General features: G+C 61.8%; 28 protein-coding genes and 1 pseudogene. 15 read left to right on the top strand and 14 right to left on the bottom strand.

The window, feature by feature from the left end; genetic code table 11:
* Window positions 1-31 precede the first annotated feature (31 nt).
* Window positions 32-943 carry a DMT family transporter gene (locus OIU37_RS18440; protein ID WP_264258279.1) on the top strand — a complete coding sequence of 304 codons (912 nt, stop codon included), beginning with the start codon at window positions 32-34 and terminating at the stop codon, window positions 941-943.
* 6 nt (window positions 944-949) lie between these two features.
* Here the strand turns inward: OIU37_RS18440 and OIU37_RS18435 are convergent, their stop codons facing one another.
* Window positions 950-1,417: a group III truncated hemoglobin gene (locus tag OIU37_RS18435; protein ID WP_264258277.1), complete on the bottom strand. Its 468-nt coding sequence runs from the start codon at window positions 1,415-1,417 to the stop codon at window positions 950-952.
* Window positions 1,418-1,588: 171 nt separating this feature from the next.
* Between OIU37_RS18435 and mbfA the strand changes: the two genes are divergently transcribed.
* Window positions 1,589-2,572 carry an iron exporter MbfA gene (mbfA, locus tag OIU37_RS18430; RefSeq protein WP_180694071.1) on the top strand — a complete coding sequence of 328 codons (984 nt, stop codon included), beginning with the start codon at window positions 1,589-1,591 and terminating at the stop codon, window positions 2,570-2,572.
* Between the two features lie 452 nt (window positions 2,573-3,024).
* Here mbfA and OIU37_RS18425 read toward each other — a convergent pair whose 3' ends face one another.
* A complete protein-coding gene (locus tag OIU37_RS18425) occupies window positions 3,025-3,624 on the bottom strand; it encodes a transglutaminase-like cysteine peptidase (protein ID WP_180694070.1) in 600 nt (199 codons plus the stop codon).
* Window positions 3,625-3,762: 138 nt separating this feature from the next.
* Entirely contained in the window at window positions 3,763-4,629 is an 867-nt protein-coding gene (locus tag OIU37_RS18420; protein WP_264258275.1) for a carboxylesterase, read from the bottom strand.
* Window positions 4,630-4,807: 178 nt separating this feature from the next.
* Between OIU37_RS18420 and infC the strand changes: the two genes are divergently transcribed.
* The 5 genes from infC (at window position 4,808) to pheT (ending at window position 9,975) form a co-directional block, all read left to right on the top strand.
* The gene (gene infC, locus OIU37_RS18415) at window positions 4,808-5,344 is read left to right on the top strand and encodes a translation initiation factor IF-3 (protein WP_075225634.1); all 537 of its coding nucleotides are present in this window, start codon (window positions 4,808-4,810) and stop codon (window positions 5,342-5,344) included.
* Window positions 5,345-5,655: 311 nt separating this feature from the next.
* Window positions 5,656-5,859, top strand: a complete 204-nt coding sequence (rpmI, locus tag OIU37_RS18410) for a 50S ribosomal protein L35 (protein ID WP_003544621.1) — start codon at window positions 5,656-5,658, stop codon at window positions 5,857-5,859.
* 38 nt (window positions 5,860-5,897) lie between these two features.
* Window positions 5,898-6,302 carry a 50S ribosomal protein L20 gene (rplT, locus tag OIU37_RS18405; RefSeq protein WP_012759783.1) on the top strand — a complete coding sequence of 135 codons (405 nt, stop codon included), beginning with the start codon at window positions 5,898-5,900 and terminating at the stop codon, window positions 6,300-6,302.
* Window positions 6,303-6,452: 150 nt separating this feature from the next.
* Window positions 6,453-7,535 carry a phenylalanine--tRNA ligase subunit alpha gene (gene pheS, locus OIU37_RS18400; protein WP_168308054.1) on the top strand — a complete coding sequence of 361 codons (1,083 nt, stop codon included), beginning with the start codon at window positions 6,453-6,455 and terminating at the stop codon, window positions 7,533-7,535.
* A gap of 16 nt (window positions 7,536-7,551) precedes the next feature.
* A complete protein-coding gene (pheT, locus tag OIU37_RS18395) occupies window positions 7,552-9,975 on the top strand; it encodes a phenylalanine--tRNA ligase subunit beta (RefSeq protein WP_264258272.1) in 2,424 nt (807 codons plus the stop codon).
* 54 nt (window positions 9,976-10,029) lie between these two features.
* On the opposite strand, the gene OIU37_RS18390 is transcribed toward pheT, so the two are convergent.
* Window positions 10,030-10,389, bottom strand: coding sequence for a nuclear transport factor 2 family protein (locus tag OIU37_RS18390; protein WP_168308052.1), 360 nt, complete (start codon window positions 10,387-10,389; stop codon window positions 10,030-10,032).
* A gap of 108 nt (window positions 10,390-10,497) precedes the next feature.
* Window positions 10,498-11,493 (bottom strand): aldo/keto reductase, encoded by a 996-nt coding sequence (locus tag OIU37_RS18385; RefSeq protein WP_240604284.1) that lies wholly within the window; start codon window positions 11,491-11,493, stop codon window positions 10,498-10,500.
* A gap of 127 nt (window positions 11,494-11,620) precedes the next feature.
* On the opposite strand from OIU37_RS18385, the gene OIU37_RS18380 reads away from it, so the two are divergent.
* Window positions 11,621-12,529, top strand: a complete 909-nt coding sequence (locus tag OIU37_RS18380) for a LysR family transcriptional regulator (RefSeq protein WP_264258271.1) — start codon at window positions 11,621-11,623, stop codon at window positions 12,527-12,529.
* 33 nt (window positions 12,530-12,562) lie between these two features.
* Here the strand turns inward: OIU37_RS18380 and OIU37_RS18375 are convergent, their stop codons facing one another.
* Window positions 12,563-13,060, bottom strand: coding sequence for a ferritin-like domain-containing protein (locus OIU37_RS18375; protein ID WP_072639965.1), 498 nt, complete (start codon window positions 13,058-13,060; stop codon window positions 12,563-12,565).
* Between the two features lie 113 nt (window positions 13,061-13,173).
* On the opposite strand from OIU37_RS18375, the pseudogene OIU37_RS18370 reads away from it, so the two are divergent.
* Window positions 13,174-13,828, top strand: a pseudogene (locus tag OIU37_RS18370) (hypothetical protein).
* Here OIU37_RS18370 and OIU37_RS18365 read toward each other — a convergent pair.
* Together OIU37_RS18365 and OIU37_RS18360 are read right to left on the bottom strand one after the other, a co-directional pair.
* Entirely contained in the window at window positions 13,818-14,261 is a 444-nt protein-coding gene (locus OIU37_RS18365; RefSeq protein ID WP_264258269.1) for a GNAT family N-acetyltransferase, read from the bottom strand. The pseudogene OIU37_RS18370 and the gene OIU37_RS18365 sit on opposite strands and share 11 nt — an antisense overlap.
* A gap of 13 nt (window positions 14,262-14,274) precedes the next feature.
* Window positions 14,275-15,222, bottom strand: a complete 948-nt coding sequence (locus tag OIU37_RS18360; RefSeq protein ID WP_264258268.1) for an aldo/keto reductase — start codon at window positions 15,220-15,222, stop codon at window positions 14,275-14,277.
* Window positions 15,223-15,400: 178 nt separating this feature from the next.
* On the opposite strand from OIU37_RS18360, the gene OIU37_RS18355 reads away from it, so the two are divergent.
* Entirely contained in the window at window positions 15,401-16,387 is a 987-nt protein-coding gene (locus OIU37_RS18355) for a Gfo/Idh/MocA family protein (RefSeq protein WP_264258267.1), read from the top strand.
* Between the two features lie 99 nt (window positions 16,388-16,486).
* On the opposite strand, the gene OIU37_RS18350 is transcribed toward OIU37_RS18355, so the two are convergent.
* Both OIU37_RS18350 and OIU37_RS18345 read right to left on the bottom strand, forming a co-directional pair.
* Window positions 16,487-16,864, bottom strand: coding sequence for a GtrA family protein (locus OIU37_RS18350; protein WP_180694058.1), 378 nt, complete (start codon window positions 16,862-16,864; stop codon window positions 16,487-16,489).
* Window positions 16,861-17,871: a glycosyltransferase gene (locus OIU37_RS18345; protein WP_264258266.1), complete on the bottom strand. Its 1,011-nt coding sequence runs from the start codon at window positions 17,869-17,871 to the stop codon at window positions 16,861-16,863. Before OIU37_RS18345 ends, OIU37_RS18350 begins: the two co-directional genes overlap by 4 nt.
* 160 nt (window positions 17,872-18,031) lie before the next feature.
* Between OIU37_RS18345 and OIU37_RS18340 the strand changes: the two genes are divergently transcribed.
* Complete coding sequence (locus tag OIU37_RS18340) at window positions 18,032-19,879, top strand: hypothetical protein (RefSeq protein ID WP_264258265.1); 1,848 nt, start codon at window positions 18,032-18,034, stop codon at window positions 19,877-19,879.
* 119 nt (window positions 19,880-19,998) lie between these two features.
* Here the strand turns inward: OIU37_RS18340 and OIU37_RS18335 are convergent, their stop codons facing one another.
* Complete coding sequence (locus tag OIU37_RS18335; protein WP_003544643.1) at window positions 19,999-20,244, bottom strand: hypothetical protein; 246 nt, start codon at window positions 20,242-20,244, stop codon at window positions 19,999-20,001.
* 340 nt (window positions 20,245-20,584) lie between these two features.
* On the opposite strand from OIU37_RS18335, the gene xseA reads away from it, so the two are divergent.
* Window positions 20,585-22,165 carry an exodeoxyribonuclease VII large subunit gene (gene xseA / locus OIU37_RS18330; protein ID WP_264258264.1) on the top strand — a complete coding sequence of 527 codons (1,581 nt, stop codon included), beginning with the start codon at window positions 20,585-20,587 and terminating at the stop codon, window positions 22,163-22,165.
* Between the two features lie 2 nt (window positions 22,166-22,167).
* Complete coding sequence (locus OIU37_RS18325; RefSeq protein WP_264258263.1) at window positions 22,168-22,761, top strand: NAD(P)H-dependent oxidoreductase; 594 nt, start codon at window positions 22,168-22,170, stop codon at window positions 22,759-22,761.
* 3 nt (window positions 22,762-22,764) lie between these two features.
* Here OIU37_RS18325 and OIU37_RS18320 read toward each other — a convergent pair whose 3' ends face one another.
* The gene (locus OIU37_RS18320; RefSeq protein WP_011650088.1) at window positions 22,765-23,265 is read right to left on the bottom strand and encodes a MarR family winged helix-turn-helix transcriptional regulator; all 501 of its coding nucleotides are present in this window, start codon (window positions 23,263-23,265) and stop codon (window positions 22,765-22,767) included.
* Between the two features lie 81 nt (window positions 23,266-23,346).
* Here OIU37_RS18320 and OIU37_RS18315 point away from each other — a divergent pair, with 81 nt between their 5' ends.
* Window positions 23,347-24,258 carry an EamA family transporter gene (locus OIU37_RS18315; RefSeq protein ID WP_264258262.1) on the top strand — a complete coding sequence of 304 codons (912 nt, stop codon included), beginning with the start codon at window positions 23,347-23,349 and terminating at the stop codon, window positions 24,256-24,258.
* Here OIU37_RS18315 and OIU37_RS18310 read toward each other — a convergent pair.
* Together OIU37_RS18310 and OIU37_RS18305 are read right to left on the bottom strand one after the other, a co-directional pair.
* On the bottom strand, window positions 24,206-25,459 hold the full coding sequence (locus OIU37_RS18310) for an aminopeptidase (RefSeq protein ID WP_264258261.1): 1,254 nt from the start codon (window positions 25,457-25,459) through the stop codon (window positions 24,206-24,208). The genes OIU37_RS18315 and OIU37_RS18310 overlap by 53 nt on opposite strands.
* 124 nt (window positions 25,460-25,583) lie before the next feature.
* Complete coding sequence (locus OIU37_RS18305; protein WP_264258260.1) at window positions 25,584-26,267, bottom strand: glutathione S-transferase family protein; 684 nt, start codon at window positions 26,265-26,267, stop codon at window positions 25,584-25,586.
* Between the two features lie 83 nt (window positions 26,268-26,350).
* On the opposite strand from OIU37_RS18305, the gene OIU37_RS18300 reads away from it, so the two are divergent.
* Window positions 26,351-26,794, top strand: a complete 444-nt coding sequence (locus OIU37_RS18300) for a MarR family winged helix-turn-helix transcriptional regulator (protein WP_264258259.1) — start codon at window positions 26,351-26,353, stop codon at window positions 26,792-26,794.
* Window positions 26,795-26,850 lie beyond the last annotated feature (56 nt).

Here is a 26,850-nt window from a genome sequence, read left to right as displayed (position 1 = left end):
GGCCTAGAACCGCGCCAGGATCGGGGGCCACATGGACATCAAGAACATCGAGAGGGGGACGGACGGCGCAGCCTTGATTGCGCAGCCGGGCGTATCGCCGACTTCGGGCGGTTTGGCGGCCGGTGTCGCCATGTGCCTGATGTCGATGTCGTCGATCCAGGTCGGCGCGGCACTGTCTTCGTCAGCCATTGCGACCTATGGCGTTGCCGGCGCCACCTGGCTGCGGCTTGCTTTCGCGGCGATCATCCTTGCCGCCGTCGTCAGGCCTTCTCTGCTGCGTTATACCGGCGCCCAATGGCGGGCGACATTGCTGCTCGGCACGACGACGGCTGCCATGACATTCTGCTTCTTCGCGGCGATCCAGCGGCTGCCGCTCGGCCTGGCGATCGCCATCGATTTCCTCGGGCCGCTCTCGGTCGCCGTCTTCGGCTATGGCCTGAGCTGGCGGCTTACCTGGCCGTTGATAGCTGCGGCCGGCATTCTCTTCCTCGCCCATGACGGCGAAGGCTGGGTCGGCAATCTCCCTGGTGTCCTCTTTGCCCTCGGCTCGGCTGTGGGATGGGCGGTCTATATCCTGCTGACGAAGAAGGTCGGTGCTGCCTTCAAGGGGCTGGAAGGTCTCTCCATGTCGCTGATCGTTGCCGGCCTCGTCGCAACCCCTTTTGGCCTTGCCGAGACAGGGGGCGCCTTCACGGTGGAGGGACTGGCGGAGGTTCTCGGCCTTGCTATCCTCGTGCCGCTCCTGCCCTATACGCTGGAGATGGTGGCGCTGCGGCGCATGCCGTCGGCATCCTTCGGCATTCTGATGAGCCTCGAACCGGCGCTCGGCGCGCTCGCCGGCTTTCTGATCCTCGCCCAGCCGATGACCGCGCTGCAGATGCTGGGTACGGCGCTCGTCGTGGCGGCCAGTGCTGGCGCCACCGCCTCGGCGGAAAAGGCCTGAGATTTCTTAGGCGGGTTTGCGCGCGGGATCGTCGAGCGCCGGATTGTAGAACAGCGACAGTGTCAGGCTTTTGGCGATCCGCTCCGCCGTTGCCATAAACCAGGCCTTGGCCTCCGGTGACGGGGCGATATCGTCGAGTGTTGCGGCAAACAGCGACAGCCACTTCGGAAAGAGATCGGGTGTTAGGTTCTTGACACCCGTATGCGCCTGCACCGGCTTGCCGCCATACGCGCCGCTGCGGAAGGCAACGGCCGACCAGAAGCTCTTCATTTTCGCCATATGCTCCGGCCAGCGCCCGGATAGCCTGGCGTCGAACACCGGGCCGAGATCGGGATGCGTTAGCACGCGCCCGTAAAAGGTCTCGACCAGCCTGTCGATGAAGGCCGCGTCGACGCCCATCGCCTGCATCTCGGCCTCCGCCCTTTCGCGGATCGCCGCGACATGCCCAGGGCGGCCCTGAATGTCATTGTCCATTCCAAAACCCCGGCGCCGCGTGATGCGGCACCCTCTCATATAGGTGTTTATGGCAGCGCGCCAAAGTCGTCCGTGCCGCTTGCGGCAATCTGTCAGCCAGCTTGCTCGCGCACTTGACCGTCATCACTGCGTTCTTTAGATTTAGAATAATTCTAAAAATTGGAGAGAATCATGCTGACTCGATTTTTCAGATCCTCGAAACGATCTTTCGAGTCGCTGTCCGAGCAGGAGATTCTTGCCCTTGGGATTGCCTCCGAGGAAGACGATGCCCGCATCTATCTTGCCTATGCCGACAGGCTGCGCCGCGAATTTCCGGCCTCGGCCAAAGTCTTCGAGGACATGGCCGAAGTCGAGGATACCCATCGCAAGTCGTTGATCGAGATCCATCGCCAGCGTTTCGGCGAGCGCATCCCGTTGATCCGGCGCGAGCATGTGCAGGGTTTTTACGAGCGCAAGCCCGACTGGCTCAGGGCAAACCTTTCGCTGGATGCGATGCGGCAGGAAACCGAGGCAATGGAGGAACAGGCCTACCGCTTCTATGTCGAGGCGGCCAAGCGCACTTCGGACGCCTCGACGCGCGAGCTTCTCGGCGATCTCGCCCTCGCCGAACAGGGGCATGAGGATATCGCCCGCATGCTGGGCGACAAACATACGCCCGCAGACGTCAAGCACGACGAGGACGCGACGGTGCATCGGCAATTCGTGCTGACCTATGTGCAGCCGGGTCTTGCCGGACTGATGGACGGCTCGGTCTCGACGCTGGCGCCGATCTTCGCCGCCGCCTTCGCCACGCAGGATACCTGGCAGACCTTTCTCGTCGGTCTTTCGGCCTCTGTCGGCGCCGGCATTTCGATGGGCTTCACCGAAGCCGCTCATGACGACGGCAAGATCTCCGGCAGAGGCTCGCCGGTCAAACGCGGCCTCGCCTGCGGCATCATGACCGCACTCGGCGGCCTCGGCCACGCGCTGCCTTACCTGATCCCGCACTTCTGGACCGCGACGATCACTGCCGCCATCGTCGTGTTCTTCGAACTCTGGGCAATCGCCTTCATCCAGAACCGCTACATGGAAACCCCCTTCCTGCGCGCCGCCTTCCAGGTGGTGCTGGGCGGCGGCCTGGTGCTCGGCGCGGGGATATTGATTGGGAATGGGTGAGTTGCGGTCGGGCATAGCCCGAGCAATCGATCCAGTGAATCGATTGCAGCAACGAACGCCCTGAGCCCAAAGCGAAGGGCCGGGAGACGGTGCGTCATATTCGGCATCAAAAGCGGTTCGTGCCCTTCGCTTGCGCTCAGTGCATTCGCGGCTTCGCCGCTCACCCCCTCATCTGCCTGCCGGCATCTTCTCCCGCTGGGGAGAAGGGATGTATGGCGACGTCTCGCCCTTCTTGAGACCTTTGCTATCGAAACGACGACAGTACGTCTTGCTCCCCCTTCTCCCCAGCGGGGAGAAGATGCCCGTCAGGGCAGATGAGGGGGTGAGGAGCGGTAGCGACGAACGCCTTGAGCGTAAGCGAAAGGCAGCCCTTCCTGTATAAAGAACCACCCGGCAAAAACAAAAAAGGCCGGCAAAACCGCCGGCCTTTTCCCGATTCTCTATTGCAAACCTTACCGCAGCGCGCCGACCAGGACGTCGCGGCCGTTTTCGATGGTGACCCAGCGGCCAGCGTTGTAGCTCGACTGGCGCTTGACGAAGGAATAGGGCGTGCCGAACCACGGCTTGACCTCGGCGGCGAGGTTGTCGAGCACGAAATCGCCCTCGGCGGTGCGCAGCGTCAGCACCGCATGGCCTTCACCATCCGGCTTGCGCACGACGGTCATCAGTAGATCGGCAGCCGGAAAGCCGCGCTGGATCAGCATGCGGCGCTTCAACAGCGCGAAATCCTCGCAGTCGCCGGCGGTGGTCGGATAGGCCCAGACCTCATCCTTGCCGTAGATTTCCTTGTCGGTCATCGGCGTGATCGTGCGATTGACCGTGGCGTTGATCGAACGCACGAGCGACCATTTCCCCAGGGTCATGGCAACGGGGCCGGCGTTGCGGTTTGCGCCGCATTCAATGCGGTGAATCTGACAGAAATCATAGTGCCCGATCGGCTGTGAGGTGGCATTGCCTGTCACCATGGAAGCATTTCTGCTGGGGGCTGGTATGGCGGCCGTCGCCATCGCAAACATGGCCATCATGGCCACAAAGATACCCTTGATCCGCACGCCCGCTCTTTCCTTGCATCGCCCTTATTTATTAACAAAGTGTTAATGGAGAGGGCCCAAAAGAGTCAATCGTTACTTCTTGGGAGGACCTTACGACCCGCCGATATGGTTAAAATGCAACGGGTTGGGGGACTTGCATCAGGCGAATTTATCCGCCTCTGCCGCTCGAACGGGCATCTGCCTATTTGTTGATGAACGGATGATGCCTTTGACGGCACTCAGGAGAAGCGCGATATCGCCGGGGCGGGAAAGGCGGTGGTCGCCATCGCGAACGAAGGTCAGCACCACGTCGTCGGCGGGAAGATGTTCGACCAGTTTCATCGCATGCGCATGCGGCACGTCGGCGTCTTTCATGCCCTGGAGAATGTGCACCGGGCAGCCGGTTTCGATGATGCCGTCGAGCACCCGGTTCTTTCGGCCGTCCTCGATCAGCGCCCGCGTATAGATGCTGGGTTCCGGGCTGTATTGCGAACGCTCTTCGAAATAGCCGCGCTCGGCAAGCGACTTGCGCTCCTTGGCCTTCAGGTTCGGCTCGATCAGCTCGGAGGTGAAATCGGGGGCTGGCGCAATCAGCACCATCCCTGCGAGCTTCGGGCCTTCGAGCGTCACGCCGCCCTGCCGTGCAAGTTCCTGCGCCAGCCTGAGCGCGATCCAGCCGCCCATCGACGAGCCGACGAGGATGATCCGATCGGGCGCGACATGGCGGATGACGGCCAGAGCCTCCTCCAGCCAGCGCGAGATCGTGCCGTCGCCGAAGCTGCCGCCGGAAAGCCCGTGGCCGGAATAATCGAGGCGGATGCAGGCGAGCCCGAGTTCCGCCGCCAGCCCATCGAGTTCCACCGCCTTGGTGCCGCTCATGTCGGAGCGGTAGCCGGACAGCCAGACGAGCGCCGGTGCGTCATTGCCGGCCTGCGCCGGGCGGACAAGCATGGCGATCTCACGCGCCGCCTCGCCCTCGCCGACCGTCAGGAACTGCGGTTGGGCATTGGACAACTGATCGGGCATCGGCGAAACTCCTGTTGTTTTGGCCTATAAAACAGATTCTTGGCAGGCTGACAGCGGGTGATTTTTCCGCTAAAGGATGATATTGACTCCGTTGCAGCGATGACGCGACACGTTTGTGCACCCCTGATTGGGAGCGCGATGCTGCAACGTTCCGAAACAACGCGAGGAGAATACGACCATTCGCAGACCTTTTAAAACCGACGCACCCGTGAAGGACGGACCGCGCTCGAACCGTGAAATCCGCATTCCCAAAGTTCAGCTGATCGGGGCTGACGGTGAGAATATGGGCGTCGTGCCTACCGACCAGGCCTTGAGAATGGCGGAAGAAGCCGGCCTCGATCTCGTCGAAATTTCCCCCAATGTCGAACCGCCGGTGTGTAAGATCCTCGATCTGGGCAAGCTGAAATATGCCAACCAGAAGAAGGCTGCCGAGGCGCGCAAGAAGCAGAAGATCGTCGAAGTCAAAGAAATCAAGATGCGCCCGAACATCGACACCCATGATTATGAGGTGAAGATGAAGGCGATGGGCCGCTTCTTCGACGAAGGCGACAAGGTCAAGGTGACGCTGAAGTTCCGCGGCCGTGAAATGGCCCACCAGGAACTCGGCATGAAGCTTCTGCAGCAGGTCAAGGCCGATACGATCGAGTTCGCCAAGGTCGAAGCCGAACCCAAGCTCGAAGGCCGCCAGATGATGATGGTGCTGGCGCCGAAATAAGCGCCAGGCAGTTTTTCGCCCAAGGCCGTCCGCAAGGGCGGCTTTTGTGCTTTCTGCCACTGTATTCTGGGAGGCGCGAAGATTCCTCCGCCGCCCCGTTGCACTTTCATGACGCTGCGGTTATAAGCGCGCGTCCGAACTGACCGGCAGGGCATGCCGTGGCAGTTTCGAATGCTTGCGGAACGGTTCGTCGCCGATGCCGCGGATCAACAACAAACGCTCCCGCACCTGGTTGCGACGGCCGGAGAACCGGACTTCGCGAAAAGGGCTTTTTTGATAAAGCGCGCAGGGAGGACAGAAGGAGTAGCAAAATGCCCAAGATGAAGACGAAGTCCTCTGCCAAGAAGCGGTTCAAGATCACCGCAACCGGCAAGGTCAAGGCTGCCGCTGCCGGCAAGCGCCATGGCATGATCAAGCGTTCCAACAAGTTCATTCGCGATGCACGTGGCACCATGGTTCTCGCAGAACCGGATGGCCGCAAGGTTATCAAGAATTACCTGCCGAACGGTCTCTGAGACTCGTCCGCGAACGCTAGATTTAAGGAGATCATGATATGGCACGTGTAAAAAGAGGCGTCACCTCTCACGCCAAGCACAAGAAGGTTCTGAAGGCCGCAAAGGGCTTTTACGGCCGCCGCAAGAACACCATCCGTACCGCCAAGGCTGCTGTCGATCGTTCGAAGCAGTACGCCTACCGCGACCGCAAGGTCAACAAGCGCAACTTCCGTGCGCTTTGGATCCAGCGCATCAACGCCGCTGTGCGTGAATTCGGCCTGACTTATGGCCGCTTCATCGACGGCCTGAACAAGGCTGGCATCGAAGTCGACCGCAAGGTTCTCTCCGACATGGCGATCCACGAGCCGGAAGCATTCGGCGCGCTGGTCAGCGCTGCCAAGAAGGCTCTTGAATACCTCAAGGAAGCCGGTACGACGAACGAGTTTGAAGGCGCGGTCAAGTAACCAGCGCTTCCCAAGCTTTTGAATTTATGATTTTGGGAAACCCGCGCTGGTTTGGGCTAGCGCGGGTTTTTCTTTCTTTATATTCCTGGCGCCGGCCGGCGCCGCCTGCCTCCCGATCGCCCGCCTGATACTGGACGGAAAGAAGTGACAATGTCAGATATCGACCAGCTCAATGCATCGCTGCTCGCCGAAATCGCCGCCGCCGATGACGAAACGGCGCTCGAAGCCGTGCGCGTTTCCGCCCTCGGCAAGAAGGGCTCCGTCTCCGAACTGTTGAAGACGCTCGGCGCCATGACGCCGGAAGAGCGCCAAAGCAAGGGCGCTGCGATCAACGTTCTGAAGACCGCCGTGACCGAGGCGCTTACTGCCCGCAAGACGACGCTCCGGCAAGCGGCGATCGATGCGCGGCTGAAGGCCGAGACGGTCGACGTCAGCCTGCCGGTGCGCTCTTCGCCGGCCGAGCGCGGCCGTATCCATCCGATCAGCCAGATCGTCGACGAGATCACCGCGATCTTCGCCGACATGGGCTTCTCGATCGCCGAAGGTCCCGACATCGAGACCGATTATTACAATTTCACCGCGCTGAATTTCCCCGAAGGCCATCCGGCCCGCGAGATGCACGACACCTTCTTCTTCAACCCGGATGAGAATGGCGAGCGCAAGGTCCTGCGCACCCACACCTCGCCGGTGCAGGTGCGCACCATGGAGGCGCAGACACCGCCGATCCGCATCATCATTCCCGGCAAGACCTACCGCCAGGACTCGGACGCCACCCATTCGCCGATGTTCCATCAGGTCGAGGGCCTCGTCGTCGACAAGAAGGCCAATGTCGCCAACCTCCGCTGGGTGCTGGAAGAATTCTGCAAGACCTTCTTCGAGGTCGACAGCGTGACGATGCGTTTCCGCCCGTCCTTCTTCCCCTTCACCGAGCCCTCTTTCGAGGTCGACATCCAGTGCGACCGCTCCGGCCCGATCGTCAAGTTCGGCGAGGGTACCGACTGGATGGAAATCCTCGGCTGCGGCATGGTCCACCCGAACGTGCTGCGTTACGGCGGGCTCGATCCGGACGAATATCAGGGTTTTGCCTGGGGCATGGGCCTCGATCGCATCGCCATGCTGAAATACGGCATGCCCGACCTGCGCGACTTCTTCAACGCCGACGTCCGCTGGATGACGCATTACGGCTTCCGCCCGCTCGACATGCCGACGCTGTTCGGCGGCCTCAGCGCTTGAACGGAGAATTGGGACGATGAAATTCACGCTCTCCTGGCTGAAAGAGCATCTGGAAACGGATGCCGGCCTCGATGAAATCTGCACGCGCCTCACCGAGATCGGACTGGAGGTCGAGGACGTCGACGACAAGGCGGCATTCAAGCCCTTCGTTATCGCCAGGGTCGTCTCGGCCGAAAAACATCCGCAGGCCGATCGCCTGAAGGTGCTGATGGTCGATACCGGATCCGGCGCGCCGGTCCAGGTCGTCTGCGGCGCCCCGAATGCGCGCGCCGGCCTCGTCGGCGCCTTCGCAGCGCCCGGAACCTATGTTCCCGGCATCGACGTGACGCTCGCCGTCGGCAATATCCGCGGCGTCGAAAGCCATGGCATGATGTGCTCCGAAAAGGAGCTGCAGATCTCCGACAGTCACGACGGCATCATCGATCTACCCGAGGATGCGCCGGTCGGCCAGAGTTATGCCGCCTATGCGCATCTCGACGACCCGATAATCGAGATCAACCTGACGCCCAACCGGCCGGATTGCACCTCGATCCACGGCATCGCCCGCGATCTCGCTGCCTCCGGCCTCGGCACGTTGAAGACGCGGCCCGCGCCGTCCTTCGCCGTCGAAGGCGAGACGCCGGTGAAGCTGACGCTCGATCTCGACGATCCGAAGCTTTGCCCGGGTTTTGCGCTGCGCCTCGTGCGCGGCGTCAGGAACGGCCCGAGCCCGCGCTGGATGCAGCAGCGGCTGATCGCCATCGGCCTGCGCCCCATCAACGCGCTTGTTGATGTCACCAATTACATGACCTTCGATCAGGGGCGGCCGATCCACGTCTTCGACGCTGCCAAGATCAAGGGCAACCTGACCGTCCGCCGCGCCGTCGAGGGCGAGACGGTGCTGGCGCTCGACCAGCGCGAATACAAGCTCTCGCCGAACAACGTCGTCATCGCCGATGAGGATGGCATCGAATCGATCGGCGGCATCATGGGCGGCGAACATTCCGGCTGCGATGAGAGCACTGTCGACGTTTTGATCGAATCCGCCCTCTGGGACCCGATGAACATCGCCAAGTCAGGCCGCAGCCTCGGCATCATCACCGATGCCCGCTACCGCTTCGAACGCGGCGTCGATCCGGAATATATGGTCCCCGGTCTCGAACGCACGACGGAACTGGTGGTGGAACTTTGCGGTGGCAAGCCCGCCAGAGCAGAGGTCGTCGGCTACAAGGGTTACCAGCCGAAGATCGTCGATTTCCCCTATTCGGAGGTCAAGCGCTTGACGGGCCTCGACGTCTCGAATGAGGAAAGCAACACGATCCTGACGCGCCTTGGCTTCAAGGTCTCCGGTTCCGGCGAGCGGGTCTCCGTCGCCGTTCCCTCTTGGCGTCCCGATGTCGACGGCAAGGCAGATCTCGTGGAAGAAGTCATGCGCATCCACGGCGTCGACAATATCAAGCCGGCGCCGCTCGAAAGTCACGCGGCCGTCAACGGCAAGATCCTGACGACGCTGCAGATCCGCAGCCGCCTCGCCAAGCGGGCGCTGGCTTCGCGCGGCATGCTCGAAGCCGTCACCTGGTCCTTCATTCCGGAAGACCAGGCAAAGCTCTTCGGCGGCGGCTCGCCCGCCCTCAAGCTCGCCAACCCGATCGCCGCCGAAATGTCGGATATGCGCCCCTCGCTGCTGCCGGGCCTGCTGACCGCAGCCCAGCGCAATGCCGACAAGGGTTACGGCGACGTCGCGCTTTTTGAGGTCTCCGGCACTTACGAGAACGACAGGGCGGACGGTCAGCGCCGCGTGGCCGGCGGCATTCGCCGCGGCACGGCCTCGCTTGCCGGCGCCGGTCGCGCCTGGTCGAACGCCGCCAAGGGCGGCGGCAAGCCGGTCGACGTCTTCGACGCCAAGGCCGACGCGCTCGCCGTCATCGAAGCCTGCGGCCTGCCGATGGGCAATATCCAGATCGAGCAGGGCGGACCGGAATGGTATCATCCCGGCCGCTCCGGCACGATCAAGATGGGGCCGAAGGTCGTGCTCGGCTATTTCGGCGAATTCCATCCGCTGACGCTGGAATCGCTCGACGTCTCCGGCGCGCTCTGCGGCTTCGAGGTCTATGTCGACGCCATGCCGGAGCCCAAGCGCAAGGCGACGCGCACCAAGCCGGCGCTCGAGCTGTCGCCCTTCCAACTGGTGCGGCGCGACTTCGCCTTCGTCGTCGACAAGACGGTGGAAGCCGGCGCCATCGTCAAGGCCGCGACCGGCGCCGACCGCAAGCTGGTGACCGGCGTCAATGTCTTCGATATCTTCGAGGGTGCATCGGTTGGCGACGGCAAGAAGTCGGTGGCGATCGAGGTTCAGATCCAGCCGGTCGAGCGCACGCTGACGGACGAGGATTTCGAGGCGCTGACGCAGAAGATCGTCGCCAGCGTCGCCAAATTCACCGGCGGCGTCCTCAGAAGCTGAGCTTCACCCAACGTTGTCAAATAGTGGACCGGTCGCGAATGGCGGCCGGTCCTTTCACCTATGCAGATGGAAGAGTTTGCTGACGATCGTCCAGCGGCCGTCGATCTTCAGCAGCGAGAGATAATCGGTAAAGCGCATTCCGGCAAAGTCGTCGGTCACCTTGACGCTTGCCGCTTCGCCCTCGACATCGACGCTCTGAATGTCCATGTAGGGCTGCGTGCCGGGTGGCGCCGGCTCTTCTGCCAGGATCGCGGCGATGAACTCGTCCCGCGTCAGCCATTCGACCGCATTTTCGTAATGGCCGATGATCGAGCTTTGCGGGTGAAAGGCCTTTTTCAAGGCTGCCTCATTGGCGAAGGCCATGCCTTCGACATAGAGATGAACCGTCTGTTCGACTGCCTGCCTGTCCGACATATTGTCATCCCGTTCTTCGAGATGGCCTTAGATAGTTTCGCCAGCCCCGAAGGCAAGCCCGGCCGGTTGTTTGCCGACCGGGCTTTCGCTCTTTGTTTCGGTAGGGGTTCAGATATTCGTCATGGCAAGCGAGGCGTCCGAATAGCGCTTGCCGGCCACCTGTCCGGCGGGGATCGCTTCGCTGAGCTGCTCGAGTTCCGCCGGGCTCAGCACGATATCGGCAGCGGCCGCATTCTGTTCGAGATGGTGAAGCTTGCGGGCGCCGGGGATCGGCACGATGTCGTCGCCCTGGTTCAACACCCAGGCCAGCGCCAGCTGCGCCGCCGTCACGCCTTTCTCGGCGGCAAGCCGCTCGAGAGTCGCGACAAGGGCGGCATTAGCGTCGAAATTTTCCGCCTGGAACCGCGGCACTTGCCGACGGAAATCGTCGGCAGCGAGATCCTCCACTTTGCGGATCGACCCGGTCAGGAAGCCGCGTCCAAGCGGGCTATAAGGTACGAAGCCGATGCCGAGTTCGCGGCATGTCGCAAGCACCTCCTCTTCAGGATCGCGCGTCCAGAGCGAATACTCACTCTGCAGGGCTGCGATCGGATGGACTTCATGGGCGCGGCGAATGGTTGCGCTGCCGGCTTCCGAAAGCCCGAGCGCCCGGACTTTGCCTTCCTTCACCAGTTCCGCCATGACGCCGACGGTCTCCTCGATCGGCACATTGGGATCGACCCGGTGCTGATAAAAGAGGTCGATGGTGTCGATGCCGAGGCGTTTCAGCGAAGCCTCGGCGACCGCGCGCACATGCTTGGGGCGGCTGTCGACGCCGGCGATGGCGGCAGCACCCGGCTTGTTGGCATCGATCTTGAAGCCGAATTTGGTAGCGATCACCACGCGGTCCCGGAATGGCTTCAGCGCTTTGCCGAGCAGAACCTCGTTGGTGAAGGGACCATAGACTTCGGCGGTGTCGAAGAAAGTGACGCCGAGATCGATGGCGCGATGCAGTGTCTTGATCGATTCCGCATCGTCGCTGGCGCCATAGGCAAAACTCATGCCCATGCAGCCAAGGCCGACGGCAGAGACGGTCAGATCGTTTCCGAGTTTCCGGGTTTTCATGGTGCGCTCCTTTGTGAGCGGTTTTGAACCGCGTGATCGGTTGTTGCGGTACGGGCAGACCATATCGCTGCGGCATCGATCAGAAAATACATGCGGTTTCAAACAGGTTGTTCTATCATTTCGATCAATGAACAGAACCCAGCTCTCGCAACTCGCCGTTCTCGCCGCCGTCTCGGAGCATCGCAGCTTCCGGGCCGCGGCGAAGGAACTCCTCGTCGCGCCTTCGGCTGTCAGCCATGCGATATCGAGCCTCGAGGAAAGTCTGGGGGTGCGGCTTCTGGCGCGCACCACCCGCAGCGTCGCGCCGACGGAGGAGGGCCGGCTGCTGCTTGAAAGACTTCGTCCCGCACTCGAGGAGATCGATATTGCCTTGGAGGCCGTCCGCGATACGCGCGCCAAGCCGGCCGGAAACCTGCGCATCACCGCGCCGCGCTTCGCCTCCGATCTGCTGCTCGCTCCGCGGCTCGGCGACTTTCTCAACCTCTATCCCGATATCACCCTGGAAATCGCCAATGAGGACGGCTTCACCGATATCGTCAAGGAGGGTTTCGATGCCGGTATCCGGCTGGAGGAGAGCCTGGAAGCCGATATGATCGCCGTCAGGGTCTCGCCCAATCTGACGACGGTGATTGCTGCTTCGCCCAACTATTTCGAGCACCATCCGAAGCCCGAGCATCCGCGCGATCTCGTCAATCACCGCTGCATCAAGCGGCGCTTCACCAACGGCTCGATCTATCGCTGGGAATTTGAAAAGGACGGGCAGGAACTTGTCGTTTCGGTCGATGGGCCGCTGATCGTCAGCGAGGATCGGCTGGCCCTGCTTGCGGCGCTGAACGGCGCCGGACTTGCTTATCTGTTCGATATGCGGGTCGATGACGAACTGGCGAGCGGCAAGCTTGTGCGGGTATTGGAGGATTGGTGCGCACCCTATGCCGGGCCGTTTCTCTACTACCCCAGCCGGCGGCAGATGCGGCCGGCACTGCGCGCCTTCATCGATTTCTTCAGATATGCAGAGAAGGATGCGGGCGGCCGATAAATACTGAAGCAGCCGCCCGTTCCCATCATTTCATCAGGCAGCCTTTGCCTTCTGGTTGGCCGCCGTGGTGGCGAGCTGGGAGAGGGTCTTGTCGGTGGCCGTTTCCTCCTGCAGCGTCTGATCGAGCAGGCGGACGGCATCCTTGAGGCCGAGCGTCGCAGCCCAGGTCTTCAGCGTGCCGTAGCGGGCGATTTCATAATGCTCGACGGCCTGGGCAGCCGAAATCAGGCCGGCATCGAGAGCCACCGTGCCCTTGAATTCCTCCATGATTTCCTCGCCCTCGGCGATAATGCCCTGGATCGCCTCGCAGGTCTTGCCCTGGGCGCGTTTGCCGATCAGCTCGAAAACCTGCTGCAGGCGTTCGACCTGAGCTTCGGTTTCCTCGCGGTGTTTTTCGAAGCCCTTCTTCAGTTCGGGGGATTGGGCGGCGCGCGCCATCTTCGGCAGGGCGCGCAATATCTGCCGTTCGGCAAAGTAGATGTCCTTGAGCGTGTCGTGGAATAGATCTTCCAACGTCTTTTCCTTGGCCATTTTCTCGATCCTTGTTCTGGGGAAAACCGCGAATGCGGCGACACATTAAGAAGCGAAGATCGCGCTAATTGTTCCCGATCGATTTCGGGTGGACTGGAAATCGGTGCCGGGCGATGATTCCTGCCGTGGATATGGGAGGAAGATAAAGTCATGCGAAAGCCGAATTCGATGAAGGGTCTGGAGGATCTCGGCCGCGTAAGGCTGTCGCAAAACTTCTTCCTTCGCGATTTCCTGCATTCCGAAATCGCCGATTTCCATCGCATCCCCAATATCCCCGAGGATCCCGATCTGGCGATCGAGGTGGGCAAGAGGCTCTGCGAGGAATTGCTCGAGCCGCTGGAGGCGACGTTCGGGCGCCTGCATATCCGTTCCGGCTATCGTTCGCCGGCGGTCAACAGGTTCGGCAATGAGAACAAACTGAACTGCTCGACCAATGCCGCCACGTCAGCGCATCACATCTGGGATATGAGGGACTTTGACGGCTGCATGGGTGCAGCCGTCTGTATTGCCGTGCCATGGATGGTCGACCACTACCACGATGAAAGCGACTGGCAGCGGCTTGCCTGGTGGATTCACGACCACCTGCCTTATGCCTCGCTCTGCTTCTTCCCGAAGCTCTGGGCCTTCAATATCCAGTGGCACGAACGGCCGAAACGGCTGATCCAGAGCTATATCAGTCCGCGCGGCATCCTGACCAAGGCGGGTATGGCGAACTGGCAGGGTGATCATTCCGAATGGTATGAGGGATTTCCCAAGTTCAGAAGCTGATCCGATAGCGGATATGGCCGTCGCTTTCGACATAGCTGTCATAGAGCGCTCGCGCCGTTCTGTTCTGCTCGCTCGTATGCCAGTAGAGCCGCGACCAGCCCTGGGCTTTGCAAGTCGATACGAGATCGTCCATCAGCGCCCGCCCGACGCCTTTGCCGCGCGCATCGGCATCGACGAACAGGTCTTCGAGATAGCAGTCCCTGCCGCGGATCCACGTGCCTTCATGGGTGAGATAGAGCGCAAAGCCCATGATCCGGCCATCGATTTCGGCGACGCGCATCGCGATCGCCGACGCCGGATCGAAGACCCGGCGCCATGTGGAATCGGTGATATCGGCATCGACCGTGACGTCGTAAAAGGCGAGGTAAGCCGCCCAAAGTTCGCGCCAGCGGTCTTCGTCCTCGGGGCGGGCATCGCGTATCGTCACCGTCATGGCATCTCTTCTTTCAGGCGCCGGCTTCGTCAAGCAGCGCCATCGCGTCATCGGAAAGCGCCAGTGTCGCCGATTTTGCCAGGCTTTCAAGCTGCGAAAGGGTGGTCGCGCTGGCGATCGGCGCCGTCACGCCCTTCTTGCGCAGCAGCCAGGCGAGCGAAATTTCCGCCGGCTTGGCCCCGGTCTCGGCCGAAACTTTGTCGAGCGCGGCCAGGATGCGCAGGCCTTTGTCGTCGAGATATTTCGAAACCCGGCCTTCGCGTGCGCGACCTTGCGTATCGGACTTGCTGCGGTATTTGCCGGTGAGGAAGCCGGCGGCGAGGCTGAAATAGGTGATGACGCCGATGTCTTCTTTGACGCAGAGATCGGCAAGCGGCCCCTCGAAGCTCGAACGTTCATAGAGATTATATTCCGGTTGCAGCACATCGTAACGCGGCAGGCCGGCCTTTTCGGCAGCGTCGAAGGAAGCCTGGAGCAGTTTCGCATCATAGTTCGAGCAGCCGATGGCGCGGATCTTGCCCTGCTGCTTCAGCTTGGCATAGGCGCCGAGCGTTTCTTCGTGCGGCGTATCTTCATCCGGCCAGTGCGAGAGATAGACGTCGATATAATCCGTCTGCAGCCGGCGCAGCGAATCCTCGACCGCCTTCAGGATATAGGTCTCCTTCAGCGTCTTTCCCTGTCCCATGTCGGAGCCGACCTTGGTGACGATGACAGCCTTGTCGCGGGAGACCTTGGCTTGGCTTAGCCAGCGCCCGATGATTTCCTCGGAATCGCCGCCCTTGTTGCCGGGAACCCACGAGGAATAGACATCGGCCGTATCGATCGTATTCAGGCCCGCGCCGAAGAAGGCGTCAAGAATGGCGAAGGATGTTTTCTCGTCGGCCGTCCAGCCGAAGACATTGCCGCCGATGACGATCGGCGCGACCGATAGACCTGTTTTTCCAAGCCGGCGCATTTCCATGACGCTCTCCAGAAGTGTGAAGCAATTGAAATCGCGGATACGGCAGAACGCCGCCCTGACCAACTTAGTGCGATCCGCGCATCCGGGAAGGCAAACTTCCGTGATTTCAGGTCGCGCCATTGCGCCGCAGCTAAGGCCTGAATATGGTTCGCGGAAATCAGTTTGGGAGACTTGGATCATGCTGCGTTTCGGTATCATTTCAACGGCGAAGATCGGCCGCGACAACGTCGTTCCGGCGATCCAGGATGCGGAGAATTGCGTCGTCACGGCGATTGCCAGCCGTGATCTGGCGCGCGCAAGTGAGATGGCCGACCGCTTCTCGGTGCCGCATGCCTTCGGCTCCTACGAGGAGATGCTGGCCTCCGACCTCATTGACGCCGTCTACATCCCGCTGCCGACCTCGCAGCATATCGAATGGTCGATCAAAGCAGCCGATGCCGGCAAACACGTGCTCTGCGAAAAGCCCTTGGCGCTCAAGGCCGGCGATATCGATGATCTGATCGCCGCCCGTGACCGCAACCGGGTGGTGGTCACCGAAGCCTATATGATCACCTATTCCCCGGTCTGGCAGAAGGTGCGCTCGTTGATCGACGAGGGCGCCATCGGTTCGCTCCGGCATGTGCAGGGCGCCTTCACCTATTTCAATCGCGACCCCGCCAACATGCGCAATATCCCCGAGCTCGGCGGCGGCGGCCTTCCTGATATTGGCGTCTATCCCGTCATGGGCACGCGTTTTTCCACCGGCAAGGAGCCGCTCTGGATCCAGGCGATCACCGAGCGCGATGCGGATTTCGGCACGGATATCTATTCGAGCGTCAAGGCCGATTTCGGCGATTTCGAGCTGAGCTTCTATATCTCGACGCAGATGGCCAACCGCCAGGTCATGGTCTTCCACGGCACCGAAGGTTATATCGAGGTCAAATCGCCGTTCAACGCCAATCGCTGGGGACCGGAAGAGATCGAGCTTGCCGACCGCAGCCACAATGAATCGCGCATCTTCCGCTTCCAGGACAGCCGCCAGTACAAGCGGCAGGTCGAGGCCTTTGCCCGGGCGGTGACGAACGGCAAGGAAGAGATCGTCACGCTCGAAAATTCGAAGCTGAACCAGAAGGTGATCGACGCGATCTACCGGGCCAGCGAGAAGGATGGCTGGGAAGCAGTCTAGCGCATAACCCCGAAAATCGGAATCGATTTTCGGGGTTATGCACCACTTCAGGGGGTTAGAGCGTCCTTAGCGCGTCCTATTGGACGCGCGGTGCTCTAACTATTCCGCGCGGAAGACGAAGCGCGAATAGCCGAAGAAGCTGAAGATCATCGAGGCGATGCTGGCGATCACCATGGCTGCCAGCGGCTGAAGCGCCGGCAGCGACAGCAGAAGCGCGGAATAGAGGCCGTAATTGACGAGCGCTGCCGTCACCCCGACCGAGCCGTAGCGGAAGCCTTCGGCGGCAAGCGAACGGCCGGAGCGATCGAAGGTGAAGCGCCGGTTGAAAGCCCAGGTCGCGGCCATCGCGAAGGCGATCGCCACGAGCCGCGCCAGAAACGGCCCGAGCGGCGTGAGATGGAGCAGCGCCGACAGGATGCCGGCATCGACGAGGAAGCCGATGCCGCCGGCGATGGTGAAGCGGACGAGCTTCCTCATGCCGCATCCGCCTTGCCGGGACGCGCGCGCGACGAGACCGGCCCTGCGTCGCCGAGCGGCGCCTTCAACGCGCTTGGCCTTTCCAGGCCCATATAATGGATACGAAGCTGTTCGGCGCGGGCACGCGCAACCGAATCCAGGATGACCCCGGCGGTGAACAGCATGAAGGAAATCATCATCAGCGCCGTCGACAGCACCCAGGTCGGCATGCGGCTGACGAGACCCGTTTCGAAATATTCCGCCAGCACCGGCGCCATGAAGCCGAGGCTCGTCAGCATGAAAGTGGCGCTGATCACGCTGAAAAAGGCGAAGGGCCGGGTTTCCTTCATCAGCATCGCGAACATCCAGAGGATCTTGGCGCCGTCGCGGAATGTCGAAAGCTTGGAATGCGAGCCTTCCGGCCGGCGGCCATAGTCGAGCTCCAGCTCGCTGACCGGCAGCTTCAGCCGGGAGGCATGCACGGACATCTCGGTTTCGATCTCGAAGCCGCCTGATACTGCCGGGAAACTCTTGACGAAACGGCGCGAAAACGCGCGGTAGCCGGAAAAGATATCGGTGAAGTCGGGGCCGAAGATCATCCGGTAAAGCAGGTTGAAAAGCCGGTTGCCGAGCGCATGGCCCTGACGACCGGCATCGGCGTGCACACCGCGCCTGGTGCCGACCACCATGTCGGCGCGCTCGGTCAGAAGCGTGCGGACCAGTTCCTCGGCATCCTCCGGCGCATAGGTGCCGTCGCCGTCGGCGATGATGTAGATGTCGGCGTCGATATCGGCGAACATGCGGCGAACGACATGGCCCTTGCCCTGACGCCGCTCGCGCACGACATGCGCGCCGGCAAGCATGGCCTGCAGCGCGGTGCCGTCGGTGGAATTATTGTCATAGACGTGGATCGCAGCATCGGGCAGCGTTGCCCGGAAACCCCGCACGACAGCGCCGATTGTCGCGGCTTCATTATAGCAGGGGAGCAGGACGGCAATATTCAGATTATCGGTACGCGATCGGGCCATGACTCTACTCGTTACACTTGAAAGCCGCGCTCAGCCTAAATCATGCGCCGTTAATAAGACCCTATGACGCAGGCAAAATCGGCAGCTGCCACAAACGGCTTTACACTTTCTTGATCGGCGGCGGCTAAAGTTCGGGTATCGAAACGAACCGCTAACCACGATGAACGCTGTGCAGCCGATCCCCCATGCATCCTCCGCGATCGACGCTCCCAGGGGCGGGTTGCGCGACCTGCTGACGCGTCTCTGGCCAACCGTCATCGCCTATAGCGTCGTCCTTGCTGTCGCCATCCTTATCACCAAGCTTTCCGGTGCCACCGACTACGTCGGCCCCGACAATGATGACGGAATGCGTCTCGTCGAGGTTCGCGATTTCCTGGCCGGGCAGGGCTGGTTCGATCTGATGCAATACCGTCTCGGCCTCGACGGCGGCACGCTGATGCATTGGTCGCGGCTGATCGATCTGCCGATCGCCTCGCTGATCTGGTTCTTTGGCCTGTTTGCGCCCCGCGAGACGGCCGAAGCGCTGGCGCTCGCCGTCTGGCCGGTATCGCTCATCCTGCCCGCCATGCTCGCCATGGCGGTTGCCGGCCGGCGCATCGGCGGTATTGCCGCCATGCATATCAGTCTCGGCTTGACCGGTCTCGCGATCTACACCGGAAACCGTTTCGCGCCGGGCGCCATCGATCATCACAATGCGCAGCTGGCGCTGGTCGCGCCGATGATCGCGATGCTGCTGGATCCAGAGCGTCGCGCCTGGAGCTATGCAGTCGCCGGTATCGCGGCAGCCGTTGCCATCGCCATTGGCGCCGAGACAACCCCCTTCGTCGCCGCCGTCTGCCTGACCATCGCCCTGCTCTGGGCATGGGAGGGCGAAAATTTTGCCGCCGCCGCCAAGGCCTTCGGGCTGGCGCTGGCGATTGCGATCAGCATCCTTTTCTTCGCAACGGTGCCGCCCCGGCTTTATTCGACGGTCACCTGCGACAATCTCTCGCTCGGCTACTACAGCCTGGCGGCGATCGGCGGCGGGTTACTGTTGTTTTCGGCGGTCTTTGCCAGCCGCTTGCGCCGGCCCTTGCGCTTTGCCGCACTCGCCGTCGTCGGCGCCGGTGTTTTCGGTTCGGCGATCGTTATCGCACCGCAATGCCTGAGCGATCCGCTGGCCAGTCTCGACCCGATGCTCGTCGAGCTCTGGCTGAGAAATGTTTCGGAAGCGCAGTCGATTTTCGCTCTCGCACGCACCGATCTCTTCTCGATCGGGGGCTTCTATGCCGCCGGCCTGTTCGGCATCGCCGTCTGCATCTTCCGCGTCCTCCAGCGTGACCGCGTGCAAATCCACCTGGTCCTGCTCTTCCTGCTGATGACGAGCTGGGCAATCGCGCTGGTCCAGGTGCGCGGTTCGACGTTCTCGAACCTGATCTCCATCCTGCCGCTTGCCCTGTTGATTATAGATGTCCGCCGCATCTCCAACGGCGACAGCGAGAACGTCGCAGCCGCCTTCGTCTATATCGTGACCGTGCTCGCCAGTGCTCCGGCCGCCTGGGCCGTCGGTGGCGGGTTTATCTCGTTGCAGATGCAGAATGCCGCGCAGAAGAAGGCGGCAGAGCCGGCAAAGAAGATTTCCTGCACATCGCAAGCGGCGCTGGCGCCGCTCGCCGGGCTGCCGGCCGGATTGGTCTCGGCGCCGTCGGAAATGGGCGTGCCCATCCTCCGCTTCACCGCGAACCGGGTTCTTTCTGCGCCTTATCATCGCAATCAGGGCGGCATGCTGACGGAGCTGCATATCGGCATGGCCGAGCCGCAGGAGGCGGAAGCCTTCCTGAAGGGGACCGGCGTGACGGTGCTTGCCTTCTGCCCCGGCGACCTGCAGACGCGCGAGATCGCTAAACTGAAGCCGGATGGGCTCTATGCTGAGCTCGGCAAGGGCAATATCCCGCCCTATCTGGAACCGCTTCCGAAGGCGGCGGACGTGGGCGTTCAGTTCTTTCGCTATCGGCCGGCGACGAACTAACGCCGGCAATCTTCAGGATGGGAAAAAGCATGTCGCGATAACGACATGCGTAAAAACCAAACAAGCGCGGGAGCCAATCTGAAAAATCGCGACGCGCTTATCAGTGTGAAAACGCGCTGTCAGTGCGAAACGCGCATGGCGCGGCGAAGGCGCTGATTGGCATAGAGCCCGAGCACGAAGAGCATGAGGCCGCCATTATAGCCGAGCACGGCATAGACGAATGCGAGAATAGACACCGGCCCGGGCGAGGTTATCGCCGCCAACGCGAATGTCATTCCGATCAGCGCGGCGACCAGCGCGATCACGCCAGCCGAACGCGTCTGCCCGGCGCTGACGCCCAATGCTGCTGCTGTGAGAATAATCATTTCAGCACCTTCCCAGAGAGAACGAGGGGAAGCATAGGAAGCGCCAACTAACAAAGATTTACCGACGGTCCTCGCCAAAAAGCCTTTGTATTGCGGTGGTTAGCAATCCCTTTCGGGTAAAACGCATATTCTAACTATCCGTTCCGCAGCAAAACAAATTTACACGATTTTGTTGTTTGTCCACCTGGATACAACGAGTGCATGTGCAGGATGCGTTGAGACGAGCGCTTTTGATGCAATGGCGACGAACTCCTCCCACAACGATTTCAACGGCCGGGAAAACAGGTTCCTGCACCAAGGCCGAGCTTCCTGTTTATCGCTGATCGACATACAAAGAGGGATGAGCAACGTCTTCGACGGCGATTCGCCGACCAACCTTGCCGAATATTCGGTTTCGGAACTTTCCGGCTCGATCAAACGCACCGTTGAAACCGCCTTCGACCAGGTTCGTGTGCGCGGCGAGATTTCCGGCTATCGTGGGCCGCACTCCTCGGGCCATGCCTATTTCGCGCTGAAGGACGACCGCGCCCGCATCGACGCCGTCATCTGGAAGGGCACCTTCTCGCGGCTGAAGTTCCGCCCGGAAGAGGGCATGGAAGTCATCGCCACCGGCAAGGTCACCACCTTTCCGGGCTCCTCGAAATATCAGATCGTCATCGAGACGCTGGAGCCTGCCGGCGCCGGAGCGCTGATGGCGCTGATCGAAGAGCGCAAGCGCAAGCTCGGTGCCGAGGGCCTGTTCGATGCCGCCCGCAAGAAGCGGTTGCCCTTCATGCCCGGCGTGATCGGCGTCGTCACCTCGCCGACCGGCGCCGTGATCCGCGATATCCTTCACCGCATCTCCGATCGTTTTCCCGTGCATGTCCTCGTCTGGCCGGTGAAGGTCCAGGGCGAGGGCTCCGGCGATGAGGTGGCGAACGCCATCCGCGGCTTCAACGCGCTGGAACCTTCAGGCGCCATCCCGCGCCCGGATGTGCTGATCGTCGCGCGCGGCGGCGGTAGTCTGGAAGACCTCTGGAGCTTCAACGACGAAATCGTCGTACGTGCCGCGGCTGAAAGCCGGATACCGCTGATCTCGGCCGTCGGCCATGAGACAGACTGGACGCTGATCGACTATGCCGCCGATGTCCGCGCGCCGACGCCGACCGGGGCAGCGGAAATGGCGGTGCCGGTCAAGGCCGAGCTTGAGGCGCAGGCCGCCGCTCTTGCCGCGCGGCTGCAGGGCTGCATGAACCGGCAGATGGATCAGCGCCGCCAGTCGGTGCGTGCTCTGATGCGGGCATTGCCCTCGCTCGATCAGCTTCTCGCCTTGCCGCGCCGCCGTTTCGACGAGGCGGCAACCGGCCTCGGCCGCGGGCTGGAGCTCAACACCATCAACAAGCGCCGCGGCTTCGAGCGTGTCGCCGCGCATCTGCGTCCTGATGTACTGTCCAATCGCATCGCCGAGCGCCGCCAGACGCTGAACGAGCGCATGGCCCGGGCCGAGCGCATGGTCGAGCGGCTGATCGACCGCTCGAAATCGCGCGTCGATCGCGCCGAAACCATCCTCGCCTCACTGCCGGCCCGGCTGAAGAGCCAGACCGACCGCGGTCGCGAACGCCTTGGCAATCTTTCGCGCCATGCCGATACGGCGGTCCGCTACCAGCTGACCCGTGCGCGCGCCGAGCTTTCCGCGCAGGACCGCGTGCTGCAGTCGCTCTCCTATAAGAATGTGCTGAAGCGCGGCTACGCCGTCATTCGCGATGAGGATAACAGGCCGGTCTCGCAAGCTGCTCAGCTCTCCGCCGGCATGGGCATCGCCATCGAATTCGCCGACGGCCGTGTCGGCGCCATGACCACGGAAGGCGGTACACCGCCGGCCGGTGCCAAGAAGCGCAGCACAAGACCCGCAGATCCGCCGAAGCAGGGAAGCCTGTTCTGACGATGCGGATCCTGCTGGTGCTTGCCCATCCGTTGGAGGACAGTTTCGCCGCCTCGGTGGCGCGCACGGCCCGCGAAGCACTGGAAGCCTCCGGCCATGTCGTCGATCTACTCGATCTCTATGCCGAAAATTTCGATCCGCGCCTTTCGAAGGCTGAGCGCGGCAGCTATTTCGACATTCCCTACGATACCTCAGCCGTTGCCGATATCGTTGCCCGCCTGAAGGCTGCCGACGGCCTGATCTTCGTCTTTCCGCAGTGGTGGTTCAATTTTCCCGCCGTCCTGAAGGGTTTCTTCGACCGTGTTTTCGCCCCCGGCGTTGCCTTCAGCCATGATGCCGCCGGCGGCCGTATCGTGCCGCAGCTGACCCATATCAGGCTGCTCTATGCGCTGACGACGACAGGCTCGCCCTGGTGGCTGGTGCGTCTCTATATGGGTGATCCGGTACGCCGGCTCTTGAAGCGCGGCATCGCCGCCTTCTGCTCGAAGGGATTGAATTTCCGCATGCTCAGCCTGCACGACATGGACCGGGCCTCGGATGCAAAGCGCAGGGTGCATCTCGATCGTGTGCGCAAGCTGCTATCGGCAATTCGATAGCCGCTATTCAAAGTCCGCAAGAAACTTGCGCAGCAGCCTGTCGAGTTCCGCCTTGTCGGCCGCGCTCAGATTTTTCGACAGCCGGTGCTGATTGACGACATGCGCATCGACGGCGGTCTCCACCGTCGCAAGCCCTTTTTCCGTCAGCGCGATGAGCACGCTCCTGCGATCCTCCGGATTGAGGATACGTTCGACGTAGCCCGCCTTCTCCAGCTGGTCGATGCGGTTCGTCATCGTGCCGGAGCTGACCATGGTCATCTCCAGAAGCTCCCCCGGCGAAAGCCGGTGGGGGGCGCCGGCGCGGCGCAGCGTCGCCAGCACGTCAAAGGCGGAGGACGAAAGCCCCTGCTTCATGAGCACGGCCTCCACTTCGCGGCCGAGATGGGTACTCAGGCGTTTCAGACGGCCGAGGATGCCCATCGGTTCAACGTCGAGATCGGGCCGCTCCCGTCGCCATTGCGCTAGGATCTTGTCGACATGGTCCATCTTGCCGTCTTCGCTCATGCTCCATCGATACCATTCATTATCTTGACGTCAAGATAAGAAGGTGTAGGATGAATTTATCTTGAAATAGAGATTCTTGATATGAAGACAGATTCACGCTATGTCGCCGATCTTATGGCAACCGCGCTCGCACCCGCAATCTGGGGAAGCACCTATATCGTCACCACCGCTTTCCTGCCGGCCGGATATCCGCTGACGGTTGCGATGCTGCGTGCATTGCCGGCCGGCCTGCTGCTTCTCTTCCTGGTCAGAAAGCTGCCTTTCGGCATCTGGTGGGGAAGGGCTTTCGTTCTCGGCGCGCTGAATTTCTCGTTCTTTTGGGCGATGCTCTTCGTCTCGGCCTACAGGCTGCCGGGCGGCGTCGCCGCAACGGTCGGCGCCGTGCAGCCGCTGATCGTCATCGCTTTGTCGGGGCTCTTTCTCGCCAACCCGATCCGGCTGCTTGCCGTGCTGGCCGGTCTCGTCGGCATGGCCGGCGTCGGACTGCTGGTGCTGACACCGAAGGCGGGGCTCGATCCGATAGGTGTCGCTGCTGGTCTCGCCGGCGCGGTCTCGATGGCCTTCGGCACGGTGCTGACGCGCCGCTGGGCGCCGCCGGTCTCAAACCTCACCTTCACCGCCTGGCAATTGACGGCGGGCGGCATGCTGCTGGTGCCGTTCGCCTTTATCTTGGAACCGGCGCTGCCGAAGCCGACCGCCGCAAACATTGCCGGCATAGCCTATCTCGGGCTGATCGGCGCAGCCTTCACCTATCTGCTCTGGTTCCGCGGCCTGTCGCGCATCGAGCCCTCGGCGGTTGCCTCGCTTGGCTTCCTTAGTCCGCTGGTCGCGACCCTGCTCGGCTGGCTGGCGCTCGGCCAGAGCCTGACGCCGGTGCAGATCGGCGGTTTCGCTATGGTGCTTGCCAGCGTCTGGCTCAGTCAGCGCACGATGATGCCGCTCAGGCCCATTCGCCCTGCCGCATCACCGGAACCCGTGAACCATCCGGCTTGATGCCGTCAATATCGACCTTGTCGGAGCCGATCATCCAGTCGATATGGATCAGGCTGGAATTGCCGCCCTGTGCCTTGATCTGCTCCTGGCTGAGCGTCGCGCCATCGAGGAAACATTTGGAATAGCACTGGCCGAGCGCGATGTGGCACGAGGCGTTTTCGTCGAACAGCGTGTTGTAGAACAGGATGCCGCTCGCCGAGATCGGCGAGGAATGCGGCACCAGCGCCACTTCGCCGAGCCGGCGCGCGCCCTCATCGGTATCGAGCACCTTGTTCAAGACCTCTTCGCCGCGCGAGGCTTTGGCCTCGACGATGCGCCCGCCCTCGAAACGCACCTGGATATTGTCGATCAGCGTGCCCTGGTGCGAGAGCGGCTTGGTGCTCGACACATGGCCTTCGACGCGCAGCGCATGCGGCGTGGTGAAGACTTCCTCGGTCGGGATGTTCGGATTGCAGGTGATGCCGTTCTTGGCAGTGGAAGCGCCGCCATGCCATTCATGCCCGTCGGCAAGCCCGACCGTCAGGTCGGTGCCCGGTCCCCGGAAATGCAGCGAGGCGAAGCGTTCTCCGTTCAGCCAGGCGGAGCGCTTGCCAAGGTTGGCATTGTGCTCGGCCCAAGCGGCGACCGGATCGCTGACATCGACGCGCGAGGCGGCAAAGATCGCCTTGGCGAGCTTGGCGATCGCGATCGGTTCCGGATCGTCGGGGAAGACCACCTTGGCCCAGGACGGGTTCGGATAGGAGACGATGTTCCAGTTGATGTCGAAATTCGAGATCTTTTCCAGCGCCGGCTTGTAGGCGGTGGAGTTGGCGCGATTGGCGCGGCCGACCTTGCCGGCATCCTGCTCGGACAGCAGCATCGGATTGTCGCCGGCGACCGCGAGACGGGCCGCCCCATTGGCATAGGCCTTGGCCATGCCCTCGTAGAGCCAGCCGGAGGCGCGGTCGAAGCTCTCGTCGCTGCCATACTGATAGCGCGCCAGCGTCGTCTCCTCGTCGGAATAGAAGGCGGAGACCAGCCCGGCGCCGGCCTGATAGGCGTGCTTGGTGATCAGGCGGACGAGCGGCAGCGCCACGACAGGCGCAGTGATCACCAGATCCTGACCTTTCTGCAGTTGCAGCCCGACCTTGATGGCGACTTCCGCAAGCTTTTCCAGCTTGACGGGATCAATTGTGTTCTGGCTCTGGGGCATGAAAGTCATGGTGCAACCTGCCTTCTGTCATCGACGGTGAGAGGCCGAAGACTTAGACCCGTTTGCGGCGAAAATGAAGCGCGCCGCTGCCGAATTGCAGCGGCCGGACTATATGTCCGGCCGCTCGCGGGGCTTAAGCTGCAGCAGGCAGCCTGAGCAGGATCGAGTTATGCTTTTCGAGGAATTCCATCAGCCGCCGCGGGTAGTCCGCGCCGACGGCGGCCTTGACGCTCGCCCGTTCGGAAAGCGCCTTGCGCCACAGCTTCACCCGTTCAAGCCCTTCGAAGATGCCGCTGTCGCCGAGCGTATCGAACAGATCGAAATACCGAAAGACCGGCGCGAAGACGGCGTCGACCAGGCTGAAGTCGTTGCCGGCGAAATAGGGGCCAACCGTCAACACGTTCTCGACAGTCGCGAATTTGGAGATGAGCGCCGTGCGCTTGGCTTCCAACTGCGCGGCATCCTCAGCCGTCTCGTAACCCCAGAGATCGGAAAGCACGGAGGAACCGAATTCCATCCAGCCGCGGTGGCGGGCACGCGTCACCGCGTCTTTCGGATGCAGCGCCACACCCGGCTGCGTCTCCTCCAGATATTCGCAGATGACGCTGCTTTCGAACAGCACGGCCTGACTGCCATCCTCCTCCTCGATCCGCAGCAGCGGCACCTTGCCGAGCGGCGAGATCTTCAGGAACCAGTCCGGCTTGTTGGCAAGATCGATGTTGATGCGCTCGAAAGGCACGCCCTTTTCGAGCAGCGCGATCGCGGCGCGCTGCACATAGGGGCAGAGATGATGGCTGACGAGGGTAAGCTTTCTCATGAGGGCCTCCTTGGCAATGAGAATAGATGTAACTGCATCTAATATCGCTTGCGGCGGAATTCAAGATAGATGTAACTGCATTTATGTCTGGAAAACCGTCGAATCCAAGCGAAGCGGTCACCTCCGCCTGGACGAGTATCATGCGCGCCCGCGAGCGGCTGCTCGCTGCCATCGAAGCCGACCTGAAGGCGGCTGGCATGCCGCCGCTTGCCTGGTACGACGTGTTGTGGGAATTGGCGCGCTCGCAAGACGGCAAGCTGCGCCCCTACGAGATCGAAGAGCGGACATTGCTGGCCCAGTATAATCTTTCTCGCCTGCTCGACCGGCTGGAAAGAGAGGGGCTGGTGCGGCGCGAGGTCTTCGCTGAGGATGGACGCGGCCGCTGGGTGGTGCTGTCAGATGCCGGCCGAAAGCTTCGCGAGCGCATGTGGATCGTCTATGCCAGATCGATCGAGACCCATATCGGTTCCAAGCTTGCCGAAAACGAGGCGAAGACGATCGCCGGCCTGCTCGAACGCTTCCTCTAGATTCAATAGTAAGAGCATGATGTCGTCCGAAAACCGCTTACACTTTTCGGCATCAT

The sequence above is a fragment of the Rhizobium sp. BT-226 genome (assembly GCF_025847085.2).
In the GTDB taxonomy this organism is placed as follows: Bacteria; Pseudomonadota; Alphaproteobacteria; order Rhizobiales; family Rhizobiaceae; genus Rhizobium; species Rhizobium sophorae.
Note: the sequence above shows the minus strand (reverse complement) of the source record. Positions and strands in the feature narration are given on the sequence as shown.

Excerpts from the sequence above, each read along its gene's own strand:
- OIU37_RS18440 (WP_264258279.1), top strand. The coding sequence starts at position 32 with ATGGACATCAAGAACATCGAGAGGGGGACGGACGGCGCAGCCTTGATT.
- OIU37_RS18435 (WP_264258277.1), bottom strand. The coding sequence starts at position 1,417 with ATGGACAATGACATTCAGGGCCGCCCTGGGCATGTCGCGGCGATCCGC.
- mbfA (WP_180694071.1), top strand. The coding sequence starts at position 1,589 with ATGCTGACTCGATTTTTCAGATCCTCGAAACGATCTTTCGAGTCGCTG.
- OIU37_RS18420 (WP_264258275.1), bottom strand. The coding sequence starts at position 4,629 with ATGCCCGATCAGTTGTCCAATGCCCAACCGCAGTTCCTGACGGTCGGC.
- rpmI (WP_003544621.1), top strand. The coding sequence starts at position 5,656 with ATGCCCAAGATGAAGACGAAGTCCTCTGCCAAGAAGCGGTTCAAGATC.
- rplT (WP_012759783.1), top strand. The coding sequence starts at position 5,898 with ATGGCACGTGTAAAAAGAGGCGTCACCTCTCACGCCAAGCACAAGAAG.
- pheS (WP_168308054.1), top strand. The coding sequence starts at position 6,453 with ATGTCAGATATCGACCAGCTCAATGCATCGCTGCTCGCCGAAATCGCC.
- pheT (WP_264258272.1), top strand. The coding sequence starts at position 7,552 with ATGAAATTCACGCTCTCCTGGCTGAAAGAGCATCTGGAAACGGATGCC.
- OIU37_RS18390 (WP_168308052.1), bottom strand. The coding sequence starts at position 10,389 with ATGTCGGACAGGCAGGCAGTCGAACAGACGGTTCATCTCTATGTCGAA.
- OIU37_RS18385 (WP_240604284.1), bottom strand. The coding sequence starts at position 11,493 with ATGAAAACCCGGAAACTCGGAAACGATCTGACCGTCTCTGCCGTCGGC.
- OIU37_RS18380 (WP_264258271.1), top strand. The coding sequence starts at position 11,621 with ATGAACAGAACCCAGCTCTCGCAACTCGCCGTTCTCGCCGCCGTCTCG.
- OIU37_RS18375 (WP_072639965.1), bottom strand. The coding sequence starts at position 13,060 with ATGGCCAAGGAAAAGACGTTGGAAGATCTATTCCACGACACGCTCAAG.
- OIU37_RS18365 (WP_264258269.1), bottom strand. The coding sequence starts at position 14,261 with ATGACGGTGACGATACGCGATGCCCGCCCCGAGGACGAAGACCGCTGG.
- OIU37_RS18360 (WP_264258268.1), bottom strand. The coding sequence starts at position 15,222 with ATGGAAATGCGCCGGCTTGGAAAAACAGGTCTATCGGTCGCGCCGATC.
- OIU37_RS18355 (WP_264258267.1), top strand. The coding sequence starts at position 15,401 with ATGCTGCGTTTCGGTATCATTTCAACGGCGAAGATCGGCCGCGACAAC.
- OIU37_RS18350 (WP_180694058.1), bottom strand. The coding sequence starts at position 16,864 with ATGAGGAAGCTCGTCCGCTTCACCATCGCCGGCGGCATCGGCTTCCTC.
- OIU37_RS18345 (WP_264258266.1), bottom strand. The coding sequence starts at position 17,871 with ATGGCCCGATCGCGTACCGATAATCTGAATATTGCCGTCCTGCTCCCC.
- OIU37_RS18340 (WP_264258265.1), top strand. The coding sequence starts at position 18,032 with ATGAACGCTGTGCAGCCGATCCCCCATGCATCCTCCGCGATCGACGCT.
- OIU37_RS18335 (WP_003544643.1), bottom strand. The coding sequence starts at position 20,244 with ATGATTATTCTCACAGCAGCAGCATTGGGCGTCAGCGCCGGGCAGACG.
- xseA (WP_264258264.1), top strand. The coding sequence starts at position 20,585 with ATGAGCAACGTCTTCGACGGCGATTCGCCGACCAACCTTGCCGAATAT.
- OIU37_RS18325 (WP_264258263.1), top strand. The coding sequence starts at position 22,168 with ATGCGGATCCTGCTGGTGCTTGCCCATCCGTTGGAGGACAGTTTCGCC.
- OIU37_RS18320 (WP_011650088.1), bottom strand. The coding sequence starts at position 23,265 with ATGAGCGAAGACGGCAAGATGGACCATGTCGACAAGATCCTAGCGCAA.
- OIU37_RS18315 (WP_264258262.1), top strand. The coding sequence starts at position 23,347 with ATGAAGACAGATTCACGCTATGTCGCCGATCTTATGGCAACCGCGCTC.
- OIU37_RS18310 (WP_264258261.1), bottom strand. The coding sequence starts at position 25,459 with ATGACTTTCATGCCCCAGAGCCAGAACACAATTGATCCCGTCAAGCTG.
- OIU37_RS18305 (WP_264258260.1), bottom strand. The coding sequence starts at position 26,267 with ATGAGAAAGCTTACCCTCGTCAGCCATCATCTCTGCCCCTATGTGCAG.
- OIU37_RS18300 (WP_264258259.1), top strand. The coding sequence starts at position 26,351 with ATGTCTGGAAAACCGTCGAATCCAAGCGAAGCGGTCACCTCCGCCTGG.